The 22,195-nt window shown below is 71.7% G+C and carries 17 protein-coding genes; 8 read left to right on the top strand and 9 right to left on the bottom strand.

The window, feature by feature from the left end:
• Positions 1 to 21 precede the first annotated feature (21 nt).
• Positions 22 to 1,515 (bottom strand): phytoene desaturase family protein, encoded by a 1,494-nt coding sequence (locus ACFSKW_RS22320; protein ID WP_379574254.1) that lies wholly within the window; start codon positions 1,513 to 1,515, stop codon positions 22 to 24.
• A 41-nt stretch (positions 1,516 to 1,556) separates the two neighbouring features.
• The gene (locus ACFSKW_RS22315) at positions 1,557 to 2,447 is read right to left on the bottom strand and encodes a LysR substrate-binding domain-containing protein (RefSeq protein WP_379574253.1); all 891 of its coding nucleotides are present in this window, start codon (positions 2,445 to 2,447) and stop codon (positions 1,557 to 1,559) included.
• A 70-nt stretch (positions 2,448 to 2,517) separates the two neighbouring features.
• Here ACFSKW_RS22315 and ACFSKW_RS22310 point away from each other — a divergent pair, with 70 nt between their 5' ends.
• The 4 genes from ACFSKW_RS22310 to ACFSKW_RS22295 all read left to right on the top strand — a co-directional run bounded on the left by ACFSKW_RS22310 (position 2,518) and on the right by ACFSKW_RS22295 (position 7,933).
• Positions 2,518 to 3,552, top strand: coding sequence for a YeiH family protein (locus ACFSKW_RS22310; RefSeq protein WP_379574252.1), 1,035 nt, complete (start codon positions 2,518 to 2,520; stop codon positions 3,550 to 3,552).
• A gap of 95 nt (positions 3,553 to 3,647) precedes the next feature.
• Entirely contained in the window at positions 3,648 to 4,574 is a 927-nt protein-coding gene (locus ACFSKW_RS22305; protein ID WP_379574251.1) for a pseudouridine-5'-phosphate glycosidase, read from the top strand.
• Entirely contained in the window at positions 4,571 to 5,497 is a 927-nt protein-coding gene (locus ACFSKW_RS22300; protein ID WP_379574250.1) for a carbohydrate kinase family protein, read from the top strand. The genes ACFSKW_RS22305 and ACFSKW_RS22300 overlap by 4 nt, the downstream gene beginning before the upstream one ends.
• Before the next feature lie 69 nt (positions 5,498 to 5,566).
• A complete protein-coding gene (locus tag ACFSKW_RS22295; RefSeq protein WP_379574249.1) occupies positions 5,567 to 7,933 on the top strand; it encodes a hypothetical protein in 2,367 nt (788 codons plus the stop codon).
• A 429-nt stretch (positions 7,934 to 8,362) separates the two neighbouring features.
• Here ACFSKW_RS22295 and ACFSKW_RS22290 read toward each other — a convergent pair whose 3' ends face one another.
• From ACFSKW_RS22290 to ACFSKW_RS22265, 6 genes are all read right to left on the bottom strand, one after another.
• Positions 8,363 to 11,545, bottom strand: coding sequence for a helix-turn-helix transcriptional regulator (locus ACFSKW_RS22290; RefSeq protein ID WP_379574248.1), 3,183 nt, complete (start codon positions 11,543 to 11,545; stop codon positions 8,363 to 8,365).
• Between the two features lie 33 nt (positions 11,546 to 11,578).
• Positions 11,579 to 12,013, bottom strand: coding sequence for a GNAT family N-acetyltransferase (locus ACFSKW_RS22285; RefSeq protein ID WP_379574247.1), 435 nt, complete (start codon positions 12,011 to 12,013; stop codon positions 11,579 to 11,581).
• A gap of 80 nt (positions 12,014 to 12,093) precedes the next feature.
• A complete protein-coding gene (locus tag ACFSKW_RS22280; RefSeq protein ID WP_379574246.1) occupies positions 12,094 to 13,230 on the bottom strand; it encodes an acyl-CoA dehydrogenase family protein in 1,137 nt (378 codons plus the stop codon).
• A 6-nt stretch (positions 13,231 to 13,236) separates the two neighbouring features.
• Positions 13,237 to 14,142, bottom strand: coding sequence for a hydroxymethylglutaryl-CoA lyase (locus ACFSKW_RS22275; protein ID WP_379574245.1), 906 nt, complete (start codon positions 14,140 to 14,142; stop codon positions 13,237 to 13,239).
• A 5-nt stretch (positions 14,143 to 14,147) separates the two neighbouring features.
• Positions 14,148 to 16,088, bottom strand: coding sequence for an acetyl/propionyl/methylcrotonyl-CoA carboxylase subunit alpha (locus ACFSKW_RS22270; protein WP_379574568.1), 1,941 nt, complete (start codon positions 16,086 to 16,088; stop codon positions 14,148 to 14,150).
• 2 nt (positions 16,089 to 16,090) lie between these two features.
• Complete coding sequence (locus tag ACFSKW_RS22265; protein ID WP_435191018.1) at positions 16,091 to 17,611, bottom strand: carboxyl transferase domain-containing protein; 1,521 nt, start codon at positions 17,609 to 17,611, stop codon at positions 16,091 to 16,093.
• Positions 17,612 to 17,649: 38 nt separating this feature from the next.
• On the opposite strand from ACFSKW_RS22265, the gene ACFSKW_RS22260 reads away from it, so the two are divergent.
• The 4 genes from ACFSKW_RS22260 (at position 17,650) to ACFSKW_RS22245 (ending at position 20,636) form a co-directional block, all read left to right on the top strand.
• Positions 17,650 to 18,228 (top strand): SACE_7040 family transcriptional regulator, encoded by a 579-nt coding sequence (locus ACFSKW_RS22260; RefSeq protein WP_379574567.1) that lies wholly within the window; start codon positions 17,650 to 17,652, stop codon positions 18,226 to 18,228.
• Positions 18,229 to 18,358: 130 nt separating this feature from the next.
• Entirely contained in the window at positions 18,359 to 18,820 is a 462-nt protein-coding gene (locus ACFSKW_RS22255) for a PadR family transcriptional regulator (protein ID WP_379574243.1), read from the top strand.
• The gene (locus ACFSKW_RS22250; protein ID WP_379574242.1) at positions 18,817 to 19,782 is read left to right on the top strand and encodes an ATP-binding cassette domain-containing protein; all 966 of its coding nucleotides are present in this window, start codon (positions 18,817 to 18,819) and stop codon (positions 19,780 to 19,782) included. The genes ACFSKW_RS22255 and ACFSKW_RS22250 overlap by 4 nt, the downstream gene beginning before the upstream one ends.
• Positions 19,782 to 20,636: an ABC transporter permease gene (locus ACFSKW_RS22245; RefSeq protein WP_379574241.1), complete on the top strand. Its 855-nt coding sequence runs from the start codon at positions 19,782 to 19,784 to the stop codon at positions 20,634 to 20,636. Before ACFSKW_RS22250 ends, ACFSKW_RS22245 begins: the two co-directional genes overlap by 1 nt.
• Before the next feature lie 63 nt (positions 20,637 to 20,699).
• On the opposite strand, the gene ACFSKW_RS22240 is transcribed toward ACFSKW_RS22245, so the two are convergent.
• Complete coding sequence (locus ACFSKW_RS22240) at positions 20,700 to 21,956, bottom strand: hypothetical protein (RefSeq protein WP_379574239.1); 1,257 nt, start codon at positions 21,954 to 21,956, stop codon at positions 20,700 to 20,702.
• Positions 21,957 to 22,195 lie beyond the last annotated feature (239 nt).

The raw sequence follows: 22,195 nt of genomic DNA, 5'->3' as shown, positions 1-22,195 counted from the left end.
TAGACCGCCTTCATGAGAACGTCATGAAGGTCCGGTCAGAACCGCCATGGCGGCGTTGTGTCCTGGAATGCCGCTGACGCCACCGCCCCGCCTGGCTCCCGCGCCGCACAGCAGGATGCGCGGGTTCTCGGTTTCGACGCCCCAGGTGCCCGTCTCGCCGTACGGCCAGGTGAGGTCCCGGTGGAAGATGTGGCCGCCGGGCAGCCCCGCCTCCGTCTCCAGGTCGTGCGGCGTCTTGGCCTCGATGCACGGCTCGCCGTCGGGCCCGATGAGCAGGCAGTCCTCCAGGGGCTCGGCGAGGACGGAGTTGATCGACCGCAGGGTCGCGGCCACCGCCTCGTCACGATGTTCCGGGAACAGCCTGGCAGGCATGTGCAGGCCGAACAGCGTCATCGTCTCCGCCTTCAGGCCCGGTCCCAGGATGGAGGGGTCGGTGAGCGAGTGGCAGTAGACCTCCGCGGGCGGCAGGTCCGGCACCTCGCCGCCCGCGGCCTGCGCGTAGGCGCGAGCGAGCTGTTCGCGGCTCTCGTTGATGTGGAAGGTGCCGCTGAAGGCTTCGCGCGGGTCGACGTCGGCGTCCTTCAGCCTGGGCAGCCTGCTCAGCACCATGTTGACCTTGAGCTGCGCGCCTTCGGGGGTCGCCGGAGCGCGTCCCGTCAGCCGGTCGAGGACGGCGGGGGGCAGGTTGACCAGCACGTGCCGGCCGTTGACCGCGTGCTCGCCCTCCGCGTCGCGGAAGGTCACCTCACCCGAGGGGTCGATGCCCACGATCTCCGCGCCCGTCCTGATGGTGGCGCCCGCCTGCCTGGCGGCCTCCTCCAGCGCCCCGGTGACCGCGCCCATCCCGCCGACCGGCACGTTCCACTCGCCCGTGCCGTCGCCGATCACGTGGTAGAGGAAGCACCGGTTGGCCAGCAGGTCCTCCGCGGGATCGGCGAACGTGCCGATGAGCGCGTCGGTCAGCACCACGCCTCGCACGGTGTCGTCGGCGAACCGCTCGTCGACGACCTGCCCGATAGGCCGCTCGAACAGGTCGCGCCAGGCAGCCTCGTCGCCGATGGTCGCGCGCAGCTCGTCCGCGGAGCGCAGCGGTTCGAGAAGGGTCGGGGCGACCCGCTCGGCGACGCGCGCCGTCATGGCGTAGAACTCCTGCCATGCCCGGTAGTCGGACTCTCCTCCTGTGACGCGCCTGAACGACGCGGCCGTGCGCTCGTCGTCGGCGTTGTCGACGAGCAGGCCGCCGTCGCCGACGGGCGTGTAGGAGGCGTAGCGCCGCCTGCGCAGTTCGAGGCGGAGTCCCAGATCCTTGACGATCTTCGTGGGGAGCAGGCTGACGAGATAGGAGTAGCGCGACAGGCGGGCGTCCACGCCGGGGAAGGCCCTGGTGGAGATGGCCAGGCCGCCCACGTGGTCCTGCCGTTCGAGGACGAGCACGCTGCGCCCTGCCCTGGCCAGGTAGGCGGCGGCGACCAGGCCGTTGTGCCCGGCGCCTGCGATCACGACGTCATATGACATACGACCTATTTGTCCTAGATATGCCTCGAACCGTCAAGGCGTCACGGACGGGAGGCGATCGCCAGCAGCGTGGCGGCCGGCCCGGTCAGCGACCTGCCTCGACGCCACACCGCCCGCAGGTTGCGCACCAGGTTGAGCCCGGCCAGCGGCACCTCCACCAGCCGCCCCGTGGCCACCTCGGCCTCCACCGCGTGCCCGCTCAGCACCGCGGGCGCCGCCCCCGCCTGGGCCGCGCCCTTCACCGCCGCGTTCGATCCGAGCTCCAGCCGGGGGCTGGCCACGCGCTGCCCCGCGAAGGCGAGGTCCAGGGTCTCCCTGGTGCCCGATCCCGGCTCGCGCACCACCAGCGGGGTACCTGCCAGCTCCGCCACCCGCAGCACCGTACGGCGGCGCGCCCACGGATGCCCTGGAGCGACCACGACGACCAGCCGGTCGGTGGCCACCACCCTGCTGGCCAGCCCGTCCGGGACCGACGGCCCCTCCACGAAGCCCAGTTCGACCTTCTCACCGAGCACCCGTACCGCCACGTCGGCGGAGTTCATCACGTCGAGCCCCACCTGGATGTCGGGCTCGCGGCTCTGCAGCTCACCCAGCCAGCGCGGCACGAGGTACTCCGCCACGGTCATGCTGGCCGCCACGTGGAGCTGGGCGGCCTCGCCCTGCCGTACCGCCTCGACCGCGCGCATCAGCTCGTGCGCCGCGTCCAGCACCTGCGCCGCCCAGCCCGCGACCATCCTGCCCTCGGCGGTCAGCGTCGAGCCGCGAGGCGTGCGTTCGAGCAGCGGCACGCCGAGGCGGCGTTCGAGTCTGGCGATGCGCTTGCTGGCCGAGGGCTGCGCGATGCCCGCGGCCCTGGCCGCCTGCCCGAGGCTGCCGAGCCCGCCGACGTCGACCAGAAGCCGCAAGGACTCCAAGTCGGGCAATTCACTCATAGCCTCAGGCTATGACCTCCCAGTCAAGATCGGCCTACTGAACGCCGATACCGGCCCGAAGACTGGGAGCATGACTCTCACCGCCGGCCCACCCGCCGCCCGCGCCCGCACCTCGAACGTCCGCGGGCTGCTGCCAGGGCTCGGCCTGACCGCCGCCGCGGTCGTCGTGGCGCTGACGGTGAACAGGCTCGTGCCGGTGGTCAGCCCGGCCATCGTCGCGGTGGTCCTGGGCGCGGCCCTGGCCAACACCGTCGGCGTGGGCGCCGCGTTCGCCCCTGGCTTCAGGTTCGCCGCGCGGACGGTCCTGCGCGTCGCGATCGTCGTCCTCGGCGTGCAGATCGCCGTGCCGGACGTGCTGGCGCTCGGCTGGCAGCCGCTGGCGGTCATCGCGCTCGCCACCGGGGTCACCTTCACCCTCACCCCGCTGATCGGCCGGCGACTCGGCCTGTCGCAGGGCACCTCGCTGCTGGTCGCCACCGGCGTCTCCATCTGCGGCGCCGCGGCGGTGGCGGGCATGCACGAGGCCACGGGCGGCGAGGGCGGCGTCAGCGACGACGACGACGTGGCCGGCGCGCTGAGCGTGGTCGTCCTGTACGGCACGGCGCTGATCGTGCTGCTCCCCCTGATGGCCTCGTGGCTCGGCCTGACCGCGCACCAGCTGGGCGTGTGGGCGGGCGCGTCGGTCCACGAGGTCGCCCAGGTCGCCGCGATCGGCGCGGCCGGCGGCGCCGCCGTGCTCGCCGTGGCGGTGACGGTGAAGCTGGCCAGGGTCGTGCTGCTCGCACCGCTGGTGGCGCTGACCTCGCTGCGCCTGCGTGGCCAGGGCGTGGGCGCGGACAGGAAGCGCACGACGCCGCTGGTCCCGCTGTTCGTGCTCGGCTTCCTGCTGATGGTCGCGGTACGCGGCACAGGACTGGTCCCGCAGCCGATCACCGACGTCGCGCCCCAGATCAGCGGCCTGCTGCTTGCCGCCGCGCTGTTCGGTCTCGGCACCGGCATCGACGTGCGCAAACTCGCCAGGGGCGGGCGTGCGCTGCTGCTCGGCGGCATTGCCACCGCCATGATCGTCGTGCTCTCGCTGGGCGGCGTGGCGCTCCTCGTCTGACCAGGGGTAACCTGCTCCTTTTGGAACAATTCCCGGCCATTGGCCCGTTCCAGAAGACACCAGCACCAGCGCGTCCAAGGAGCACGAACCACCTCATGCCCAGCACGACTGACCCCATCCTCCGCCCGTCCGCCGAGGTCGCGGAGGCGCTCGCCTCCGGCGCGCCCGTGGTGGCCCTGGAGTCCACGATCATCTCCCACGGCCTGCCCCAGCCGCGGAACCTGGAGGTCGCGAGGGAGCTGGAGGAGATCGTCCGCAAGACGGGCGCGGTGCCCGCGACGATCGCCGTGCTGGACGGAGTGGCCAGGGTGGGCCTGGACGAGGACGAGCTGGTCCGCATCGCCACCGAGCCCGGCCTGCGCAAGCTGGGTCAGCGTGACCTGCCCGTCGCCGCGGCCCTCGGGGCCAGCGGCGCGACCACCGTGTCGGCGACCTCTTTCCTGGCCGCCCGCGCGGGCGTCAGGATCTTCGCCACCGGCGGCCTGGGCGGCGTGCACCGCGGCTGGACGCAGGACCAGGACGAGTCGGCCGACCTCGACACCCTCGCCCGCACCCGCATCACCATCGTCTGCGCGGGCGTGAAGTCGATCCTCGACGTGCCCGCCACCCTGCAGCGCCTGGAGACGCGTGGCGTCACCATCGCAGGGCTGCGCACCGACACCTTCCCCGGCTTCTACCTCCACAGCTCCGGCCAGCCGATCGACTGGCGGATCGAGTCGCCCGAGCAGGCCGCCGCCATCATGCGCGGCCAGGACGCCCTCGGCGGCCCCGAGACGGCCCTGATCGTCGCCAACCCCGTGCCGGTGGCCGAGCAGCTCGACCCCGCTCTGCACGACCGCGTGCTGGCCGAGGCGCTGGCCGCCGCCGAGCGCGAGGGCGTGACCGGCCAGGCCATCACCCCGTTCCTGCTCTCCTACCTGGTGCGCGGCACCGACGGCGCATCCCTGGAGGCCAATCTCGCCGCCGTCCGCGGCAACGTCCGCGTCGCCGGCGACATCGCGGTCGCGTGGGCCCGGGGATGAGCGCCGGACTCCTGGTGATCGGCGACGTCGTCACCGACGTCGTCGCCATCCACGGCTCCCCGGTCCGCACGGGCACCGACACCGCGGCCGACATCGTGCTGCGACCCGGCGGCTCGGGCGCGAACACCGCCTCGTGGGCCGCCCACCTGGGCGCCGACTCGCGGCTGCTGACCAGGGTGGGCTTCGACACCGGCGAGTGGCACACCGCCGAGCTGGCCAAGGTCGGCGTGCGCCCGCACGTGCGCGTCGACCCCGACCATCCGACCGCTGTGGTCATCGCGATGGTCGACGTCACGGGCGAGCGCTCCATGCTCACCAACCGCGGCGCGGGTGGCCGCATCTCCGCCGACGACTGGTCACCCGACCTGCTGGACGGCGTGCGTCACCTGCACATCTCCGGCTACACGCTGTTCGCCGAGCCAGGACTCCAGCTGGCCAGGCTGGCCATGAGGGCGGCGGCGGAGCTGAACCTCTCGATCAGCGTCGACCCCGCCTCGACCGGCCCCCTGCGCGAGTTCGGCGTCGAACGCTTCCTGACCGAGACCGCCCCGGCGGGACTGGTCATCCCCAACAGGGACGAGGCGCTCCTGCTGAGCGGCGCCGGCTCTCCCGAGGCGGCCGCCGAGAGGCTCAGCACCCTGTATGGCACGGCGGCGGTCAAGCTCGGCGCGGACGGCGCGATCCTGGCCAGAAATGGACGTGTGACGGCCACGACCAAGGGCAGGGAACGCGCCGTGGTCGACTCCACCGGAGCGGGAGACGCCTTCGCCGCGGGTTTTCTCACGGCGATGCTCGCCGGTGCCGATGACCTGGCATCTCTCGACGCCGGATGCGACGCGGGAGCCGACGCTGTGGCCATCGTCGGGGGACGCCCACGGTACGGTTTGGGTGCCAACCGTCTTTACCCTATTCACACCGATTGATAGCTTGCGGCGTAGGCTGCACCATTAGCCACACGCGTCACAACTTTCTGGGGAGGATGCGGTCCGCCGATGGACGTCGAGTCATCGATCTGCCTGAGCGACCTGGTCCCAGCGCTGCGCTGGAGCCGTCCTCAGCAGGTCGCCGAAGCCTTGGCCGACCCTCGCCTCCCCACCGGCTGGTGGGGCTCGCTCTCGCTGTCGCGGGCGCTCGGCACCACCGGCGTCGAGTGGATGTGCGAGCGGCTCGCGCGACTCGCCGCCTCCCGATGGGACCACCTGCCGCTGGCGGACGTGCTGCCCGCGCTGCACGTGCACCACGTGGACCCCTCGCTGCCCGGCTGGCCCGAACCCGCCAGGACGGTGATCTCCGACCTCGGCGGGTGGCGGGTGCTGCGCCGGTTGAGCACCGGGGACCTGGGCTCTCCGGCCTCGTCGGCCTCGACCGAGGTCGTCGTGGAATCGGTGTTCAGAGAAGTACTGGGGCGCATCCCCGCGACCTCTGACGCTTCAGCCGTACGTCCCGCGGGAGCGCTCCCCCAACGCCCGGCGGAGCGGCCGCAGACGCCGTCGCAGCCGCCTGAGGGCGGGTTCTTCGCCCCTCAGCAGGGTCAAGACCCAGGACAGGGCGCCCCGCTTCCCCAGCGGCCCGGCGCCCAGGGGCCGGGGCTACCCCAGCGACCCGGCGCGCAGGACCCCGCCGCCGCGCGCCCCGGCGAGCCCTCCACCGGGTCGTTCCCCGCGGTTCCAGGCGGCCCCTCGACCGGGTCCTTCCCCGCGGTTCCAGGCGGCCCCTCGACCGGGTCCTTCCCCGCCGTTCCCGGCCGGACCTCGACCGGCTCGTTCGCCTCCCAGCCCGGCGGCCCCTCGACAGGCTCCTTCCCCGCCGTCCCGGGCAGAACGCCCGCAGGCTCCTCTCCCTCCCCGTCCGGCGGTCCCTCGACGGGGTCCTTCCCGGCCGTTCCCGGCAGGCCCTCGACCGGGGCCTTCCCCGCCCAGCCCGGTGGGGCCCCAGGCCAGTCGGGTCAGCCGGGTCAGCCAGGCCAGCCGGGTCAGCCGGGTCAGCCGGGCGGCGTGCCCGGAGCCGGTGCGCCCGGCCAGCCTGGCGCACCCGGCCAGCCTGGTAGGCCCGGCCAGCCCGGCATGCCCGGGCAGCCTGGTGGGCCGGGGCAGCCTGGTATGCCCGGCCGGCCCGCAGGCGCGCCCGGGCAGGGCGCCGGCGCTCCCCCGCCCGCCCAGCAGGGCGGTGCGGCCGCTCCCCCGCCGAGCCAGACCTCGCCGTTCGCCGCGCAGCAGGGCGGCTCCTATCCGAGCCAGCCCCTCGCGGCACCCCCCGTGTCGGCTCCCGCGGGGACTCCCGACGACGACTACCCGATGGTCCGCGTGGTCGACGGCCTGTTCCGCTCCTTCGACCGGCTGGAGCTGGCGGTGGCGGTCAACCGCCTGTTCGCCGCCGAGCCCGACACGCTGCGCACCCTCGCTCACAAACTCCTGGTCGACAGGGACGTGCTGTCCCAGTCCCAGCGCACCGCCGAGGAACGCGTCCTGCACTGGCTGCGTTCCTCGGAGTCCGCGCCCGTCACGGGGCACATGTTCCGCCTCACCGAGTGGCTCGGCACCGCGGCCACCGAGGAACAGCTGATCGGCGCCGACCCCGCCCACCCCGTCATCGTGCCGACCCTGCGCAGCCCGCTGTGGCGGGTGCTGGTCACGCTCATGCCCGACCGCCGCCTGCAGGACGGCTGGCTCGTCGTCGGCGACCTGACCGGGTTGCAGGCGCGTACCAGGCAACTCCTCGCGGCCCATCCCGCCGACGCCGACGTGGAGGAACTGCTCGGCGAACTCGGCATCAGGCGGCACTCCGCCAAGGCATGGCTCGACGCCCTCCCCGCCGAGGCGCCCATCGAGGCGGCCTTCGCTCAGCCCGCCGTACAGCAGCCGCTGCCGCGCCGTACGCCGGGGGCCAACGGTCACCACCACAGGGGCGGCCAGCCCGTCCCGCCCACGCCCCAGGGACAGATCGACCCGAGCGCCGCGCTGGCGACGCTGTCGGCGCTGTCAGGCGGGCGCTCGCCGCTGCTGGCAGGAGCCTCCGCACCACCCCCGCTGCTGGCCGGCGCGCCCTCCTCGCCGCCGCCCCCGCCGCCGAGCCCCACCTCCGACCCGCGCCGCTGGCAGCGCATCGACGTCACCCCCGAGCATCTGCGCGGCGGGCCCGTGGCCGTCCCCGAGGGATACGCGGCCCAGCTCGGCATGCGCCCGGGCACCCTGCTGTCGGTGACAGGGCCAGGCGACAACGCGGTCGTCCTGGTGTGGCGCGACCAGCAGCCGGTCTTCGACTCGTTGCAGCCGGTCCTGATGCGCCTGAACGCCCGGCCCGGCGACCAGGTCTACGTCACCGTCGACGGCTACCGCCTCGACGCCCAGCTCACCAGCTGACCCTGGGCCCTCACCCCGCCGAGGGCCCCACGACCCGAACGTCCCCTCCACCGCCCGGGTCCTCCCGTGGAGGGCCCGGGCACCCCTCCGATCTTTACGATCCTCCGCGGCTCCCTCGAAGCGTCCCCTCCCTGACTCCGCGAGCGTTGGGACGGCCGTGCCCCTTCGCTCCGTGCGCCTCCGCGGAGCGGTGCGGATGGATCAGACCGCGCCGGTCACGCCGCGCCGATCGCTACGGGCCAGGCAGGGCGCGTCACCCCGCGACAGGCCAGTCAGGGCGAGTCGCCTGGCGACGGGCCGGGCCGATCACTACGGACCGGGCAGGGCGAGTCTTCCGGCGACCGGCCGCGCCGATCGCTACGGGCCAGGCAGGGCGCGTCACCCGGGGACAGGCCGCGCCGGTCACTGCGAGGCAGGCGAGGTGAGTGGTCAGGGGATGGGGGTGTCGTACAGGTGGAGGCGGTGGGCGGTGGCGGCCGCCTCGCCCCGGGACGCGGCGCCCAGCTTGCCCAGGATGTTGGAGACGTGCACGCTGACCGTCTTCACCGAGATGAACAGCTCGGCCGCGATCTCCTTGTTGCTCAGCCCGCGCGTGACCAGCTTGAGCACCTCGAACTCCCTCGCGGTCAACCCCAGCCTGCTGTCCTCGACCGGCGCCTCGCCCGTCAGCGGGATGCGCGCCCTCCGGGCCAGCGAGTCGATCTCCGCCAGGAGCGGTGCGGCGAGCAGGCGCTCGGCCAGCGTCCGCGCCACGGACAGCCGCTCGGCCGCCGCCTCCCTGCCGCTCGAAGCCGTGAAACCACCCGAGCCCGAGCCGCCCGCGCCAGAGAAACCGCCCGGGCCAGAGCCGCCCGAGCCAGAGCCACCGCCCGAGCCAGAGCCAGAGCCACCGTCCGAGCCCGAGCCGTCCGTGCCGCCCACGGCCAGGCCGCCCGGCATGGCATCGGATCCTGGCATGCGACCGGATCCCGGAGCGGCGCCGGATCCCGGGGTGCCGACCGGCTGGGCCGAGGGGTCGGCGATCGCGGCGTGGGCCGCGCCGAGCAGCGCCACCGCCCGCTCGTACGGCTGGTCCAGCGCCTCCCATGCCCCCGCCGCCAGGTCCCACGCCGCCACGTCGTGCCCGAGCAGGGCCGCGAAGTTGAGGCGCAGCGCCCGCTGCAGGTCGCCCTTGACGTCGACCTTGGCCGCGATCCCACTCAGCGCCGCCACCAGCTCGTCGGCTGACGGCACGGGCTCGGCAGGGTCGGACAGGCCGAACCGTGGGTCCGCGCTCGAGCCTGCATACCCGGCCAGCCCCCGTGGCGACACGGTGGTGAGGGCGTGCATCGCGGCGACCATGAACGGCCACGCGTAGCGCGGGCTGGCGGGCAGGTCCTGGGTGCGCAGCGCCCGCGCGATCACCTCGAGCGCGGCCTCCTGCCGGCCGCCGGCCAGCCGGAGCTTCAGCTCCCTGCCCAGGTTGGGCAGGATGGTCTGGTCACGGTAGAAGCCCGAGGACAGCAGCCCCGCGGCCTCCTTGAACTGCGTCTCCGCCCGGTCTGCGTCGCCGCGCGCGAGTGCGATGTCGGTGGCGAACCCCAGCAGGCTGGCCCGGTACGGCGGCGGCGGCGCCAGGTCGAGCGCGTGCTCGATGACCTCGAGCGCCTCGTCCCAGCGACCGAGCGAGACCAGCGGCTCGGCCAGGTTGATCGCGAGGAACGCGCCCGAGGTGCGGGCGAGGCCGTAGTCCTCGGCCTGGGCGATGCCCTGTCTGGCGACGACGGCGGCCGCCTCGTGGCGCCCCCAGCCCTCCAGCGTGTCGGACTCGGAGATGGCCGCCCGCATCAGCGCGTTGTAGGCGCCCGCCGCGCCGGCGATCCGCCTGGCCTCGGTGTAGCCGCCGAGCTGCTGGTCGGCCTCGGCGTTGTGGCTGGAAGCCCAGGTCAGCGTGATGAGAGCCTGTGCCTCGGTGGTGCCGTCGCCGATCCGGCGGGCGATGCGCAGCGCCTCCTCGGCGTGCGTCTGCCTCTCCGTCCAGACGTCCGGCGTGTTGAGCATGCGCGCGAGGGCTTCGAGGATCTTGGCGCGCAGCGGTGTCGGCGGCGAGGCGGGTACCAGGCGCGCCGCGGCGCGCAGGTCGTCGACGTATCCCTTGCGGCCGAGGTCGTAGCTGGCCAGGCCCCTGTGGCGCAGGAGCTTGGCGGTGGTGATCGGGTCGCTGTCGGCGTCGACCAGGCGCAGGGCGGCCCGTGAGAGGGAGATGGCCCGTTCGAACTCGCCCGCCAGATGGGAGACCATGATCTTGGCCCGCAGGACGTCGATGTAGGAGATCTGGATGAGCTCGGCGGCGTCGGGCACCTGCTCCCACAGCTCCAGCACCCGGGTGAGCATGGTGAGCTGCTCGTCGTAGGCGGTGGCCTTGCGCGCCGCGGCCGCCGCGCGCCACGCGCTGACCAGCGCGTGCTTGACGTCGTGGGCGGCGTGCCAGTGATGGGCCAGTTCGATGGCGGCCCTGGTCGCGGGGAGCAGCAGCGGGTTGTCCTCCAGCGTCCTGGCGAAGCGGGTGTGGAGGCGGGTGCGCTCGCCTGGCAGCAGGTCGTCGTGGACGGCCTCGCGGATCAGCGCGTGCCTGAAGGAGTAGCCCTCGCCGTCGACGACCAGCACGTTTCCCGCCACGGCGGGGCGCAGTGCCCTCGACAGGTCGCCGTCGTCGAGCCCCGCGACGGCGGTCAGCAGCGCGTGATCGATCCGCGCGCCGCCCGCACTGGCCACTCTCAGCAGTTCCTGGGTGTCGTCGGGCAGCCGCTCGACGCTGGCCAGCAGCAGGTCACGCAGCGACTCGGGAACGCTGTCGTGCCCGTCGCCCGCCAGCAGCGCCTCGACAAACAGCGGGTTGCCCTCGCTGCGGGAGTAGACGTCGTCGACGTCGAACCTGCCCGGCAGCCTGCCCAGGATGCCCGTGGCCTGCTCGACGACCTCGCGGCGGCTCAGCCTGCGCAGCTCGAGGCGCCTGACCCAGGCGACCCGCCCGAGCTCGGCGAGCAGCGGCCGCAGCGGATGGGTGCGGTGCAGGTCGTCGGCGCGGTAGGTGGCGATGATCAGCAGCGGCAGGTCGGAGCGCTGGTAACGCACGAGGAAGGACAGCAGGTCCCGGGTGGAGCGGTCGGCCCAGTGGGCGTCCTCCACGATCAGGACGGTGGGCTCCCGCTCGGCCAGCCCCTCCAGCAGGCCGAGGACCTGCTCGAACAGCCTCGCGCGCGCCTCGGGCCCGTCGCCCTCGGGCTCGCCGAACTCGGGGAGCAGCCGGCCGAGGCCCCTGGTGGAGCCGCCGGGCACCATCGCGGCGATCGCGTCGCGGCCCAGGTCGCGCACGAGCCTGCGGAGCACCGCGGTGAAGGGAGCGAACGGCAGGCCGTCGGTGCCGAGCTCCAGGCAGCCGCCGACGAGCACCCTGGCATCGGTGACGCGCTCGGTGAACTCGCTGATCAGCCTGGTCTTGCCGACCCCCGCCTCCCCGCCGACCAGGACGGTGGAGGACGCGCCCTCGCGGGCACGGCGCAGCGCCGACTCCAGAGCGGCCAGTTCGTCGGTGCGGCCGACGAACCGGGGACTCACCGTATTGATGCTCACGCCCAACAGGATGCCATCAGATACTGACGAAACTCAGCGGAGCACCTTGCGGTAGAAGCTCGCCGACTGCTCGTAGCCCAGTGCCCGGTAGAACTCAGGGGCGCGGCGGGTGGCGAGGGCGACGTAGCCCGCCTGCTTCTCCCGTGCCCAGACCTCGAACTCCTCCAGCAGGCCGCGGCCGATGCCCTGCCTGCGGAACCCGGTCTGCACCATGGCCTCCTCCACCCATGCGACCGGCCCGTTGGCGAACAGGGTCAGGTGCACGTAGCCGAGCAGGTAGCCGTGGACGCGGCCCTCGGCCACCGCGGTGAGCACCAGCGCGTCCTTGTTCTCCAGCAGCTGCGGGAAGGCCAGGTCGAAGGCCGCGCGCTCGGGCCTGAAGGTCAGCCCGAACTCCCGCGCAAGCGCGAAGATCTCATCAGCGTCGCTCGGCTCCGCCCTCCGAATGTGCAGATCGTCTGAGGTCATGACGTGGACCATAGATCGTTCCCACTGGGTCGTCCAATTCGGAACTCCAGAATCACGAGCATATGCCCCCGATCCGGGCATCAGAGGTCCGCCATGCCGAGTTGCCTGGCGATGAGCATCCGCTGCACCTCGCTGGTTCCCTCGCCGATCTCCAGGATCTTCGCGTCGCGGTAGAAGCGACCCACGGGGAACTCGTTCATGAACCCGTAGCCGCCGAAGATCTGCGTCGCGTCGCGGGCGTTGTCCATGGCCGCGTTGGAGGAGACCAGCTTGGCGATGGCCGCCTCCTTCTTGAACGGCTTGCCCGCCATCATGAGCGAGGCGGCGTGGTAGTAGGCGAGCCTGGCGGTGTGGGCGCGGGCCTCCATGTCGGCGACCTTGAACTGGATGGCCTGGTAGTGGCCGATGGGGTGGCCGAAGGCGCGCCTGTCGCGGACGTAGCGCAGTGACTCGTCCACGCAGCCCTGCGCCAGGCCGACGCTCAGCGCGGCGATGGCGATGCGCCCCTCGTCGAGCGTCTGCAGGAACTGCGCGTAGCCCCTGCCCCGCTCCCCCAGCAGGTTGGCGGACGGCACGCGGCAGTCGGCGAAGGACAGCTCGCGGGTGTCGGAGGCGTTCCAGCCGACCTTGGAGTACTTCTTCGACACGGTGAAGCCGGGCGTGCCCGAGGGCACCAGAATCGTGGAGATCTCACGCTCGCCCGTCAGCGCGGCGACGGCGACGACGCCGGTGATGTCGGTGCCGGAGTTGGTGATGAACGCCTTGGTGCCGTTGATCACCCACTCGTCGCCGTCCAGCACGGCGGTGGTGCGCATGCCGCCGGGCACGTCGCTGCCGCCTCCGGGCTCGGTCAGCCCGAAGGCGCCGAGCATGCGTCCCGAGGTCAGCTCGGGCAGCCACTGAGCCTTCTGCTCGGCCGTGCCGAACCGGTAGATCGGCATGGCGCCGAGGGAGACGGCCGCCTCCAGGGTGATGGACACGCTGGAGTCGACCCTGGCGAGCTCCTCCAGCGTGAGGCACAGCGCGAAGTAGTCGCCGCCCATCCCGCCGTAGTCCTCGGGGATGGGCAGGCCGAACAGGCCCATGGTGCCCATCTGGCGGACGATGTCGTAGGGGAACTCCTCGCGCTCGTAGTAATCGCCGATCACAGGGGCGACCACGTCGCGGGCGAAGGCCTCGACGGTCTTGCGCAGCTCTTCGTACTCGTCGTTGAGCATGGTTGTTCAGCCTTTCGAGAGGGCCTGGACGACCCGGGACGGGCTGGGACGGCCGAGCCGTTCGGCGAGCCAGACGCTGGTGGCGACGAGCTTGCCGAGGTCGAGTCCCGTGTCGACGCCGAGTCCTTGGAGCATCCACACCAGGTCCTCGGTGGCGAGGTTGCCTGTGGCCGACTCGGCGTAGGGGCAGCCGCCGATGCCTCCGGTGGAGGCGTCGACGACGGTGACGCCCGCCTTGAGCGCGGCGAGCGTGTTGGCCAGGGCCTGGCCGTAGGTGTCGTGGAAGTGGACGGCCAGCCGGTCGGGCGACGGGAAGGCCTCGATGAGCGCGGTGGCGTGGCCCGGGGTGCCCACGCCGATCGTGTCGCCCAGCGACAGCTCGTGGCAGCCGAGGTCGAGCAGCCGGGTGCCGACCCGCACGACCTGCTCGACCGGCGTCGGGCCTTCCCACGGGTCGCCGAAGACCATCGACACGTAGGCGCGCACCTTCACGCCCGCGGCCAGGGCGCGGGCGATGACCGGCTCGAACATCTCGAACTGGCTGTCCAGGCCGCGGTTGAGGTTCTTGTTGGCGAAGGTCTCGGTCGCGCTGGCGAAGACGGCCACCTCGTCGACGCCGCTTTCCAGCGCCCTGTCCAGCCCGCGCTCGTTGGGGACGAGCACCGGATACCGGATGCCGGGGCGCCGCTCCAGCATGGCCAGCAGCTCAGCCGAGTCGGCCAGCTGAGGCACCCACTTCGGGTGGACGAAGCTGGTCGCCTCGATCACGGTGTGTCCCGCGTCGGCGAGCCTGTCGATGAAGGCGGCCTTGACCTCGACGGGGACGACGGCCTTCTCGTTCTGCAGGCCGTCGCGCGGCCCCACCTCGTAGACCGTGACCCGCTCGGGAAGCCCGTCCATGGCGTACGGCATGCGACTCACTCCTCCGATGAGACGACGGCGAGTACCGCGTCCATGTCGACGGGCTGGCCGGCCCTGACCGGCAGTTCGGTGACCGTGCCCTGGACGGGGGCGGTGACGGTGTGCTCCATCTTCATCGCCTCGACGACGACCAGCGGCTGCCCCTCGCTCACCTGGTCGCCGGCCGCGACCTTGACCAGCAGCACGGTGCCTGGCATGGGGCTGCGCACAATCCCGTCGCCGCCGCCCGCGGCTCCCGGCCTGTCGCCGGGGTCGCCGATCCTGTGCCTGGTGAGCGTCCAGGCCGCGCCCTCGCGCCCCAGCCATACCGTGTCGCCCTCGCGGACCACGACGAACCGGAGGGAGCGGGCGCCGAGCGTGACGGCGAGTTCGCCGCCCTCGACGACCGCCCTGGCGCTCATGACGCCGGTGGGCTCCAGGCGGACCTCGGCGCCGGAGGCGGGCAGGCCGCGCACCGCGACCTCGTGGACGCCGTCGCGCGACTCCAGCCGCCAGGTCGTCCACGCCCGCTCGCCGACCCGCCAGCCGTCGGCGACCTCCCACGGGTCCGTGGCGGGCGGCGCGTTGTGGAACAGCAGCGCCGCGGCGGCCACGACGTCGTCGGGGACGTCCGCGGTCGGTTCGAGCGCCGGCAGCACCCGTTCGACCAGGCCGGTGTCCAGCTCACCCGCGACGACGTCGGGGTGCCCGGCGAGCGCCCGCAGGAACGGGATGTTCGTCGTCACCCCGAGCACGGTCGTCTCCGCCAGAGCCCTGTCGAGGGTCCGCAGCGCGGTGGCGCGGTCCTCGCCCCAGGCGACCACCTTCGACAGCATCGGGTCGAAGTGGCTGCCGACGACCACGCCCTCGGCCAGCGAGGAGTCGACCCTGACCGTGGTGGGCTCGCGCAGGGCGCGGACCCTGCCGCCGGTCGGCAGGAAGCCGCGGGCGGGGTCCTCGGCGTAGACGCGCGCCTCGACGGCGTGGCCGCGCAGCCGTACCTCGTCCTGTCCGAACGGCAGCGGCTCGCCCGCGGCCACCCGCACCTGGAGCTCGACCAGGTCCAGTCCGGTGACCAGCTCGGTGACGGGGTGCTCGACCTGCAGGCGGGTGTTCATCTCCATGAAGTGGTAGTCGCCGGAGACGCCGTCGACGATGAACTCGACGGTGCCCGCGCCGGTGTAGCCGACCGAGCGGGCCGCCTCGACCGCCGCCGCGCCCATGCCCTCGCGCATCGCCTCGGTGACGAAGGGCGAGGGCGCCTCCTCGATGATCTTCTGGTGCCTGCGCTGCAGGCTGCACTCGCGCTCGCCCAGGTGGACGACGCCGCCGTGGGTGTCGGCGAGCACCTGGATCTCGATGTGCCTGGGGTTCTCGATGTAGCGCTCGATGAGCAGGGTGCCGTCGCCGAAGGCGGCCTCCGCCGTACGGCGGGCCGAGGCGAGCGCCTCGGGCAGCTCGCCCGCCGTGCGCACCAGCACCATGCCCTTGCCGCCGCCGCCCGCCGATGGCTTGATCAGCGCGGGGAAGTCGGTCCACGTCTCCAGGTCGGCGCCGATCCCGCCGGGCACGACGGGCACGCCCGCCTCGGAGACGGTCCGCTTGGCGCGGATCTTGTCGCCCATGGCCTCGATGGCGTCGGCGGGCGGCCCGATGAAGACCAGCCCCTCGGCGGCGCACCTGCGCGCGAAGGCGGCGTTCTCGGCGAGGAAGCCGTAGCCGGGATGGACGGCCTGCGCGCCCGACGCCCTGGCCGCCGCGACCAGTGCCTCGATGTCCAGGTAGTGAGGGATCTGGAGTGCCTGGTCGGCCATGCGCACGTGCAGCGGGGCCGCGTCAGGGGCGGTGTAGTCGGACTCCGTGTAGACCGCGACAGAGGTGATCCCTATGGCGCGGAGCGTCCTGATGATCCGGACGGCGATCTCGCCCCGGTTGGCGATCAGTACGGTGCTGAACATCATCACATCCGGAAGACGCCGTAGCCGACGGGTTCGAGCGGCGCGTTGGCCGCCGCGGACAGGCCCAGCCCCAGGACGGTGCGGGTGTCGATCGGGTCGATCACGCCGTCGTCCCACAGGCGGGCCGTGGAGTAGTAGGGGTTGCCCTGGTCCTCGTACTGGGCCCTGATCGCGTCGGCGTCCGCTGTGCCGACGGTGGTGAGCACGTTGGCGGCCTGCTCGCCGCCCATCACCGAGATGCGGGCGTTCGGCCACATCCACAGGAAGCGCGGGGAGTAGGCCCTGCCCGCCATGGCGTAGTTGCCCGCTCCGAAGGACCCGCCGATGACGACGGTGAACTTGGGCACGCGGGCGCACGCCACCGCGGTGACCATCTTCGCGCCGTGTTTGGCGATGCCGCCGGCCTCGTACGCCTTGCCGACCATGAAGCCGCTGATGTTCTGCAGGAAGACCAGGGGGACGCGTCGCTGGTCGCACAGCTCGATGAAGTGCGCGCCCTTCAGCGCCGACTCGGCGAACAGGATGCCGTTGTTGGCGATGATCCCGACGGGGTGGCCGTGGATGTGGGCGAACCCGGTGACCAGCGTCGTGCCGTACTCGGCCTTGAACTCGAGGAAGCGGGAGCCGTCGACGATCCTGCGCACCACCTCGCGCACGTCGTACGGCGTGCGGGTGTCGGGCGGCACGATGCCGTACAGCTCCTGCGGGTCGAGGTGCGGCTCCTCGGGTGCCCGGCGCTCCCACGGCGCGGCCTGCCTGGGCGCGAGCGTGGAGACGATGTCGCGGACGATCGCCAGCGCGTGGGCGTCGTCCTCGGCCAGGTGGTCGGTGACGCCGCTGACGCGCGCGTGCAGGTCTCCCCCGCCGAGCTCCTCCGCGGTGACCTCCTCGCCCGTGGCGGCCTTCACCAGCGGAGGCCCGCCGAGGAAGATCGTGCCCTGGTTGCGCACGATCACGGCCTCGTCGCTCATGGCGGGGACGTAGGCGCCGCCCGCCGTGCACGAGCCGAGGACGGCGGCGATCTGCGGGATGCCGCGCGCCGACATCGTGGCCTGGTTGTAGAAGATGCGGCCGAAGTGCTCGCGGTCGGGGAAGACCTCGTCCTGCTTGGGGAGGAACGCGCCGCCCGAGTCGACCAGGTAGAGGCAGGGCAGGTGGTTCTGCAGCGCCACCTCCTGCGCGCGCAGGTGCTTCTTGACGGTCAGCGGGTAGTACGTGCCGCCCTTGACCGTCGCGTCGTTGGCCACGACCACGCACTCGCGGCCCGAGACCCTGCCGACCCCCGTGATGATGCCTGCCGCGGGAGCCTGGTCGTCGTAGAGGCCGTTGGCGGCCAGCGGCGACAGCTCCAGGAAGCGGGACCCGGGGTCGAGCAGCCCGTCGACCCTGTCGCGTGGCAGCAGCTTGCCGCGCTCGACGTGGCGCTGCCTGGACCGCTCGGGACCACCCTTCGCGGCCTCGGCCAGGCGCTCGCGCAGCTCGGCCGCCAGCCGCTCGTTGACCTCGGCGTTGCGCTTGAACATGCCCTGAAGGTTAATCATCATTAACGTCTGTGTCTAGAATGTGGGATGTGAGCACTCCTACCCGCAATCGCCGAGGCGAGATCCTGGAGGCCGCGGCCACGCTGTTCGCCGCCCGCGGCTACCACGGCGTGTCCATCGAGGACCTCGGCGGCGCGGTCGGAGTGTCGGGGCCCGCGCTCTATCGCCACTTCAGCGGCAAGGAGGCGCTGCTGGTGGAGATGCTCACCGACATCAGCACGCGCCTGCGCGAGGCCGCGGTCGCCGTCGTGACGAGCGCCCACGACGCCACGTCAGCGCTGGAGGCGCTGCTGGACGTGCAGATCACGTTCGCGCTCGAGCAGCCCGCGCTGATCACGGTGCACGACAGGGAGCTGGGCAACGTGCCCGAGCCGCACCGGCGGCAGATCAGGCGGTTGCAGCGGCTCTACGTCGAGGAGTGGGTGACCGTGCTGGCGGAATTGCACCCCTCCTGCCCTCCGCCGCGCCTGCGTGCGGCGACCCACGCGGTGTTCGGGCTGCTCAACTCCACGCCGCACAGCGCGGGAGAACTGCCCGCCGAGGCGATGCGCGACCTGCTGCGCGGGATGGCGATGGCCGCCTTCGCCACCCTCGGTTAACGACCATTAACGACTGACCCGGCCCCCGAGCGAGCCTTCGGCGCCACATCCCCGTAGCCGTCCCGAAAACGGGTTGTTCTGCCAACTATCTAGATATATCTTTTGGGTATCTCGATAGTTGGAGAGCGACATGCCGGATTTCGCACCTCGAGTGCGCAAGGGTGACGTGCGGGCTGCGCTGCTCAGCCTGCTGGGCGAGGCGCCCAGGAACGGCTACCAGATGATCCAGGACATCGAGGAGCGCAGCAGAGGCGTGTGGCGGCCCAGCCCCGGCTCGGTCTACCCGGCGCTCCAGCAGCTCGAGGACGAGGGGCTGCTCACCGGTGACGAGGCCGGCGGCAGCCGTACCTACCGGCTCACCGAGCTCGGGCGGAAACACCTCAGCGAGCGGGCGCAGACGCTGTCACCATGGGAGCAGGTGGCCGGCTCGGTGCCTGAGGACAGGCACGAGCTGCGACTGCTGTGGGGACAGGTCAGCGAGGCGTTCGGACATCTGGCGCGCATCGCGGACGACCGCCAGGTCGCCGCGGCCAAGCAACTGCTCCAGCGAACCCGCAGGTCCATCTTCAAGATTCTGGCGGAGGGCGAATGAGCGCGGTCACGGTGAAGGGCCTGACCAAGACCTACGGCAAGGTCGAGGCCGTCAAGGGGGTCGACTTCGAGGTGCGGGCGGGCGAGGTCTTCGGCTTCCTCGGCCCCAACGGCGCCGGCAAGACCACCACGATCAGCATGCTGTGCACGCTGGTCAACCCCACGGGCGGCACCGCCGGCGTCGCGGGCCACGACGTGGTCAGGGAACGCGACCAGGTCCGCCAGAACATCGGCCTGGTCTTCCAGGACCCGACGCTGGACGGCTATCTGACCGCCGAGCAGAACCTCCGCTTCCACGCCGAGCTGTACGGCGTGCCCAAGAGCGCGGTCCCCGGCCGCATCCGGCAGGTCATGGAGATGGTCGCGCTGTGGGACCGCAAGGACGCCAAGGTGATGACGTTCTCCGGCGGCATGAAGCGCAGGCTGGAGATCGCCCGCGGCCTGCTGCACTCGCCGCGCGTGCTCTTCCTCGACGAGCCGACCGTCGGCCTCGACCCGCAGACCCGCTCGGCCATCTGGGGCTACATCAACAAGCTGCGCCACAAGGAGGACATCACGATCTTCATGACGACGCACTACATGGACGAGGCCGAGTACTGCGACAGGATCGCGATCATCGATCACGGCGAGATCGTCGTCATCGACTCCCCTGAGGCGCTGAAGGCGAGCGTCGGCAAGGACAGGGTGCAGATCCACACCGGCGACGACACCAGGGCCATCGCGGCGCTCCAGAGCAGGTTCGGCATCGAGGCGGCCGTCCACGAGGGCGCGGTGACGTTCGCGGTCGCCTCGGGCGAGGAGTTCGTGCCGCGGCTGTTCGCCGAGCTCGGGCTGCCCATCAGGTCGGTGAGCGTGTCGCGTCCCTCCCTCGACGACGTGTTCATGTCCTACACGGGCTCGACGATCAGGGACGCCGAGTCCGGTTCGGGCAACGAGTGGATGAAGGCGATGGTGAGGCGTTGATGGCGACCGACGTGGTGAGCGTGCGGATGCCCGCGCGCGGCATGGCGCACGACCTGCGCGCCGTCAAGGTGGTGCTGCACCGCGAGATGCTGCGCTTCGTCAACGACCGCACGCGCATGCTGTCGATGCTCATCCAGCCGGTTCTGTGGCTGTTCGTGATGGGCACCGGTCTCGGCACGCTGGTGCGCGGTTCGATCCCCGGCGTCGACTTCCGCACGTTCATGTACCCCGGCATGATCTCGATGACGGTCATCATGACCGCGATGTTCTCCGCCGGGTCGATCGTGTGGGACAGGGAGTTCGGCTTCCTGAGGGAGATGCTGGTCGCGCCCGTCTCTCGCGGGTCGATCGTCGTGGGCAAGTGCCTGGGCGGCGCGGTGGTGGCCGTCGGGCAGGGCGTCATCATCCTGGCGATGGCCGGGCTGGTGGGCGTGCCGTACTCGCCGGAGCTGATGGTGACGCTGCTGGCGGAGATGTTCCTCGCCGCGTTCACCATCACCGCCTTCGGTGTGACGCTGGCGGCCCGCATGCGCAACATGCAGACCTTCTTCGGGCTGATGCAGATGGCGATCATGCCCATGATGTTCCTGTCCGGCGCGATGTTCCCCTTGGCGAACCTGCCCTCGTGGCTGCACGTGCTGACCACCGTCAACCCGCTGACCTACGCGGTCGACCCCATGCGGCAGGCGGTCTTCTCCCACCTCTCCCTGCCTCCTCAGGTGAACGCGCTGCTCAACCCGGGCGTGCAGTGGTTCGGCTGGCAGGTGCCCGTGAGCATGGAGATCGGCCTGGTGGCGCTGCTCGGCCTGGCGCTGCTCGGGATCGCGATCGCCCAGTTCAGGAAGGCCGAGTAGCGGCCCGTCTGACGGCCATGGGAAAGGGGCCTGGTCTGGCGACCAGGCCCCTTTCTCGGTCACTTACCTCTTGACGCGGACGTAGTCCCTACCGCTCTGGGAGCCGTAGGTGTCTCCGTCACCGCCGAAGACGAACTTCCAGTAGCCCGACTTGTAGGCCTTCACCTTGGTGTACAGCTTGCCGCTGCCGGTGGAGTTGGTCGTCTTGACGTACTGCCACTTGCTCGAGCCCTTGGGCAGGAAGTACAGGGCGACCTTCGCCTCGTAGCCACCGCCGTCGACCAGGAGCACGCCCCTGAACCGCAGGTACTTGCCGTACTTGACCGGCTCGGGGTAGGCGTTGAACTTGACCAGCCTGCTCGTGTCCTTCGGCGGCGGGGTGGGCTTGACGACCCTCACCCAGTCGCTGTCGCTGCTGGAGCCGTCGACGCCCCTGGCGCCTTCGAAGACCGCACGCCACCAGCCGGAGGCCTGCGCGGTGGCGCCGGCCCAGAAGCGGCCGTCGCGGCCGGTCCAGTCACCGGTCACCCGCTCCCAGCGGCTGGAGCCCTCGGCCCTGAACAGGATGGCCACCCGCTGGCCCGACAGGCCCTCCCAGCCGTGGGAGCCCTCCGCCTGGAGGGTTCCCCTGAAGGCGAGCCTGTCGCCCTTGTCGACCGGTTCGGGGTAGGCGTCGAAGCCGACGATCCTGCTGTCGCGGGACCTGGCCTTGACGTCGACCCTGTCGGTGTCGCTGACCGAGCCCTTGGTGTCGGCGTTGCCGCCGAACTCGGCCCGCCACCAGCCGGTGGCCTCGACCCTCACCTTGGTGGCGAACCAGCCGCTGCGGCTGGTGTCGACCGTGGTGATGTGCCGGTAGGCGTCGGTGCCCTTCTCGCGGAAGGTGATGGTGACGCGCTGCCCGCCGTACCCCTGCCAGCCGCCGCGCTCCAGCTGGAGCCGGCCGGACACGGAGATGTGGTCGCCCGCGGAGACCAGGTCGGGATGCGCGCCGAAATCGACGATCCTGGTGTCCGCCGCGGTCTTCCTGACCTCGACGGCGAACGTGCCGTCGGTGGACCTCTCCCCGCCATTGCCGTCATGGGCGATCGCCAGGAAGCTCCACCTGCCTTCGCTCTTGGCGTCGAAGGTCTTCTTGCCCGTCCACCTGGTCCACTGACCGTGCGGCGAGGCGGTGAGGTCGACCGGCGACCCGACACTCGCGTCGCCAGGGGGCTTGAGCTGCAGCTCGGCCTTGCCCGCTCCCCTGGTCGAGAACGAGAACGTCGCGGTGACCCGCTGGTCGCCCGTCACGACGATCGGTGATGGTGAGACATCCACCTTCGAGATGCTCGGTGCCGCCGTCGCCATCGCGGAAGGTGTCAGGGCGAGGGCCCCTGCTCCAACCGCGAGTGCAACAGCTGTCGCTCGGAAGCGTTGCAACATTCGGGTACTCCGTTCCTTTCCCCGGTGGTTGAAACGCGGCATGAGGGTGCCACGTCGTACTTAAAGTAGACGTTTAGGACAGGTAAAGCGTTTGAAAAGCTGACAAACTGTCATTCAGATCGGTCAGACAAAAA

The organism is Nonomuraea mangrovi (genome assembly GCF_042681425.1).
Taxonomy (GTDB): domain Bacteria; phylum Actinomycetota; class Actinomycetes; order Streptosporangiales; family Streptosporangiaceae; genus Nonomuraea; species Nonomuraea mangrovi.
Note: the sequence above shows the minus strand (reverse complement) of the source record. Positions and strands in the feature narration are given on the sequence as shown.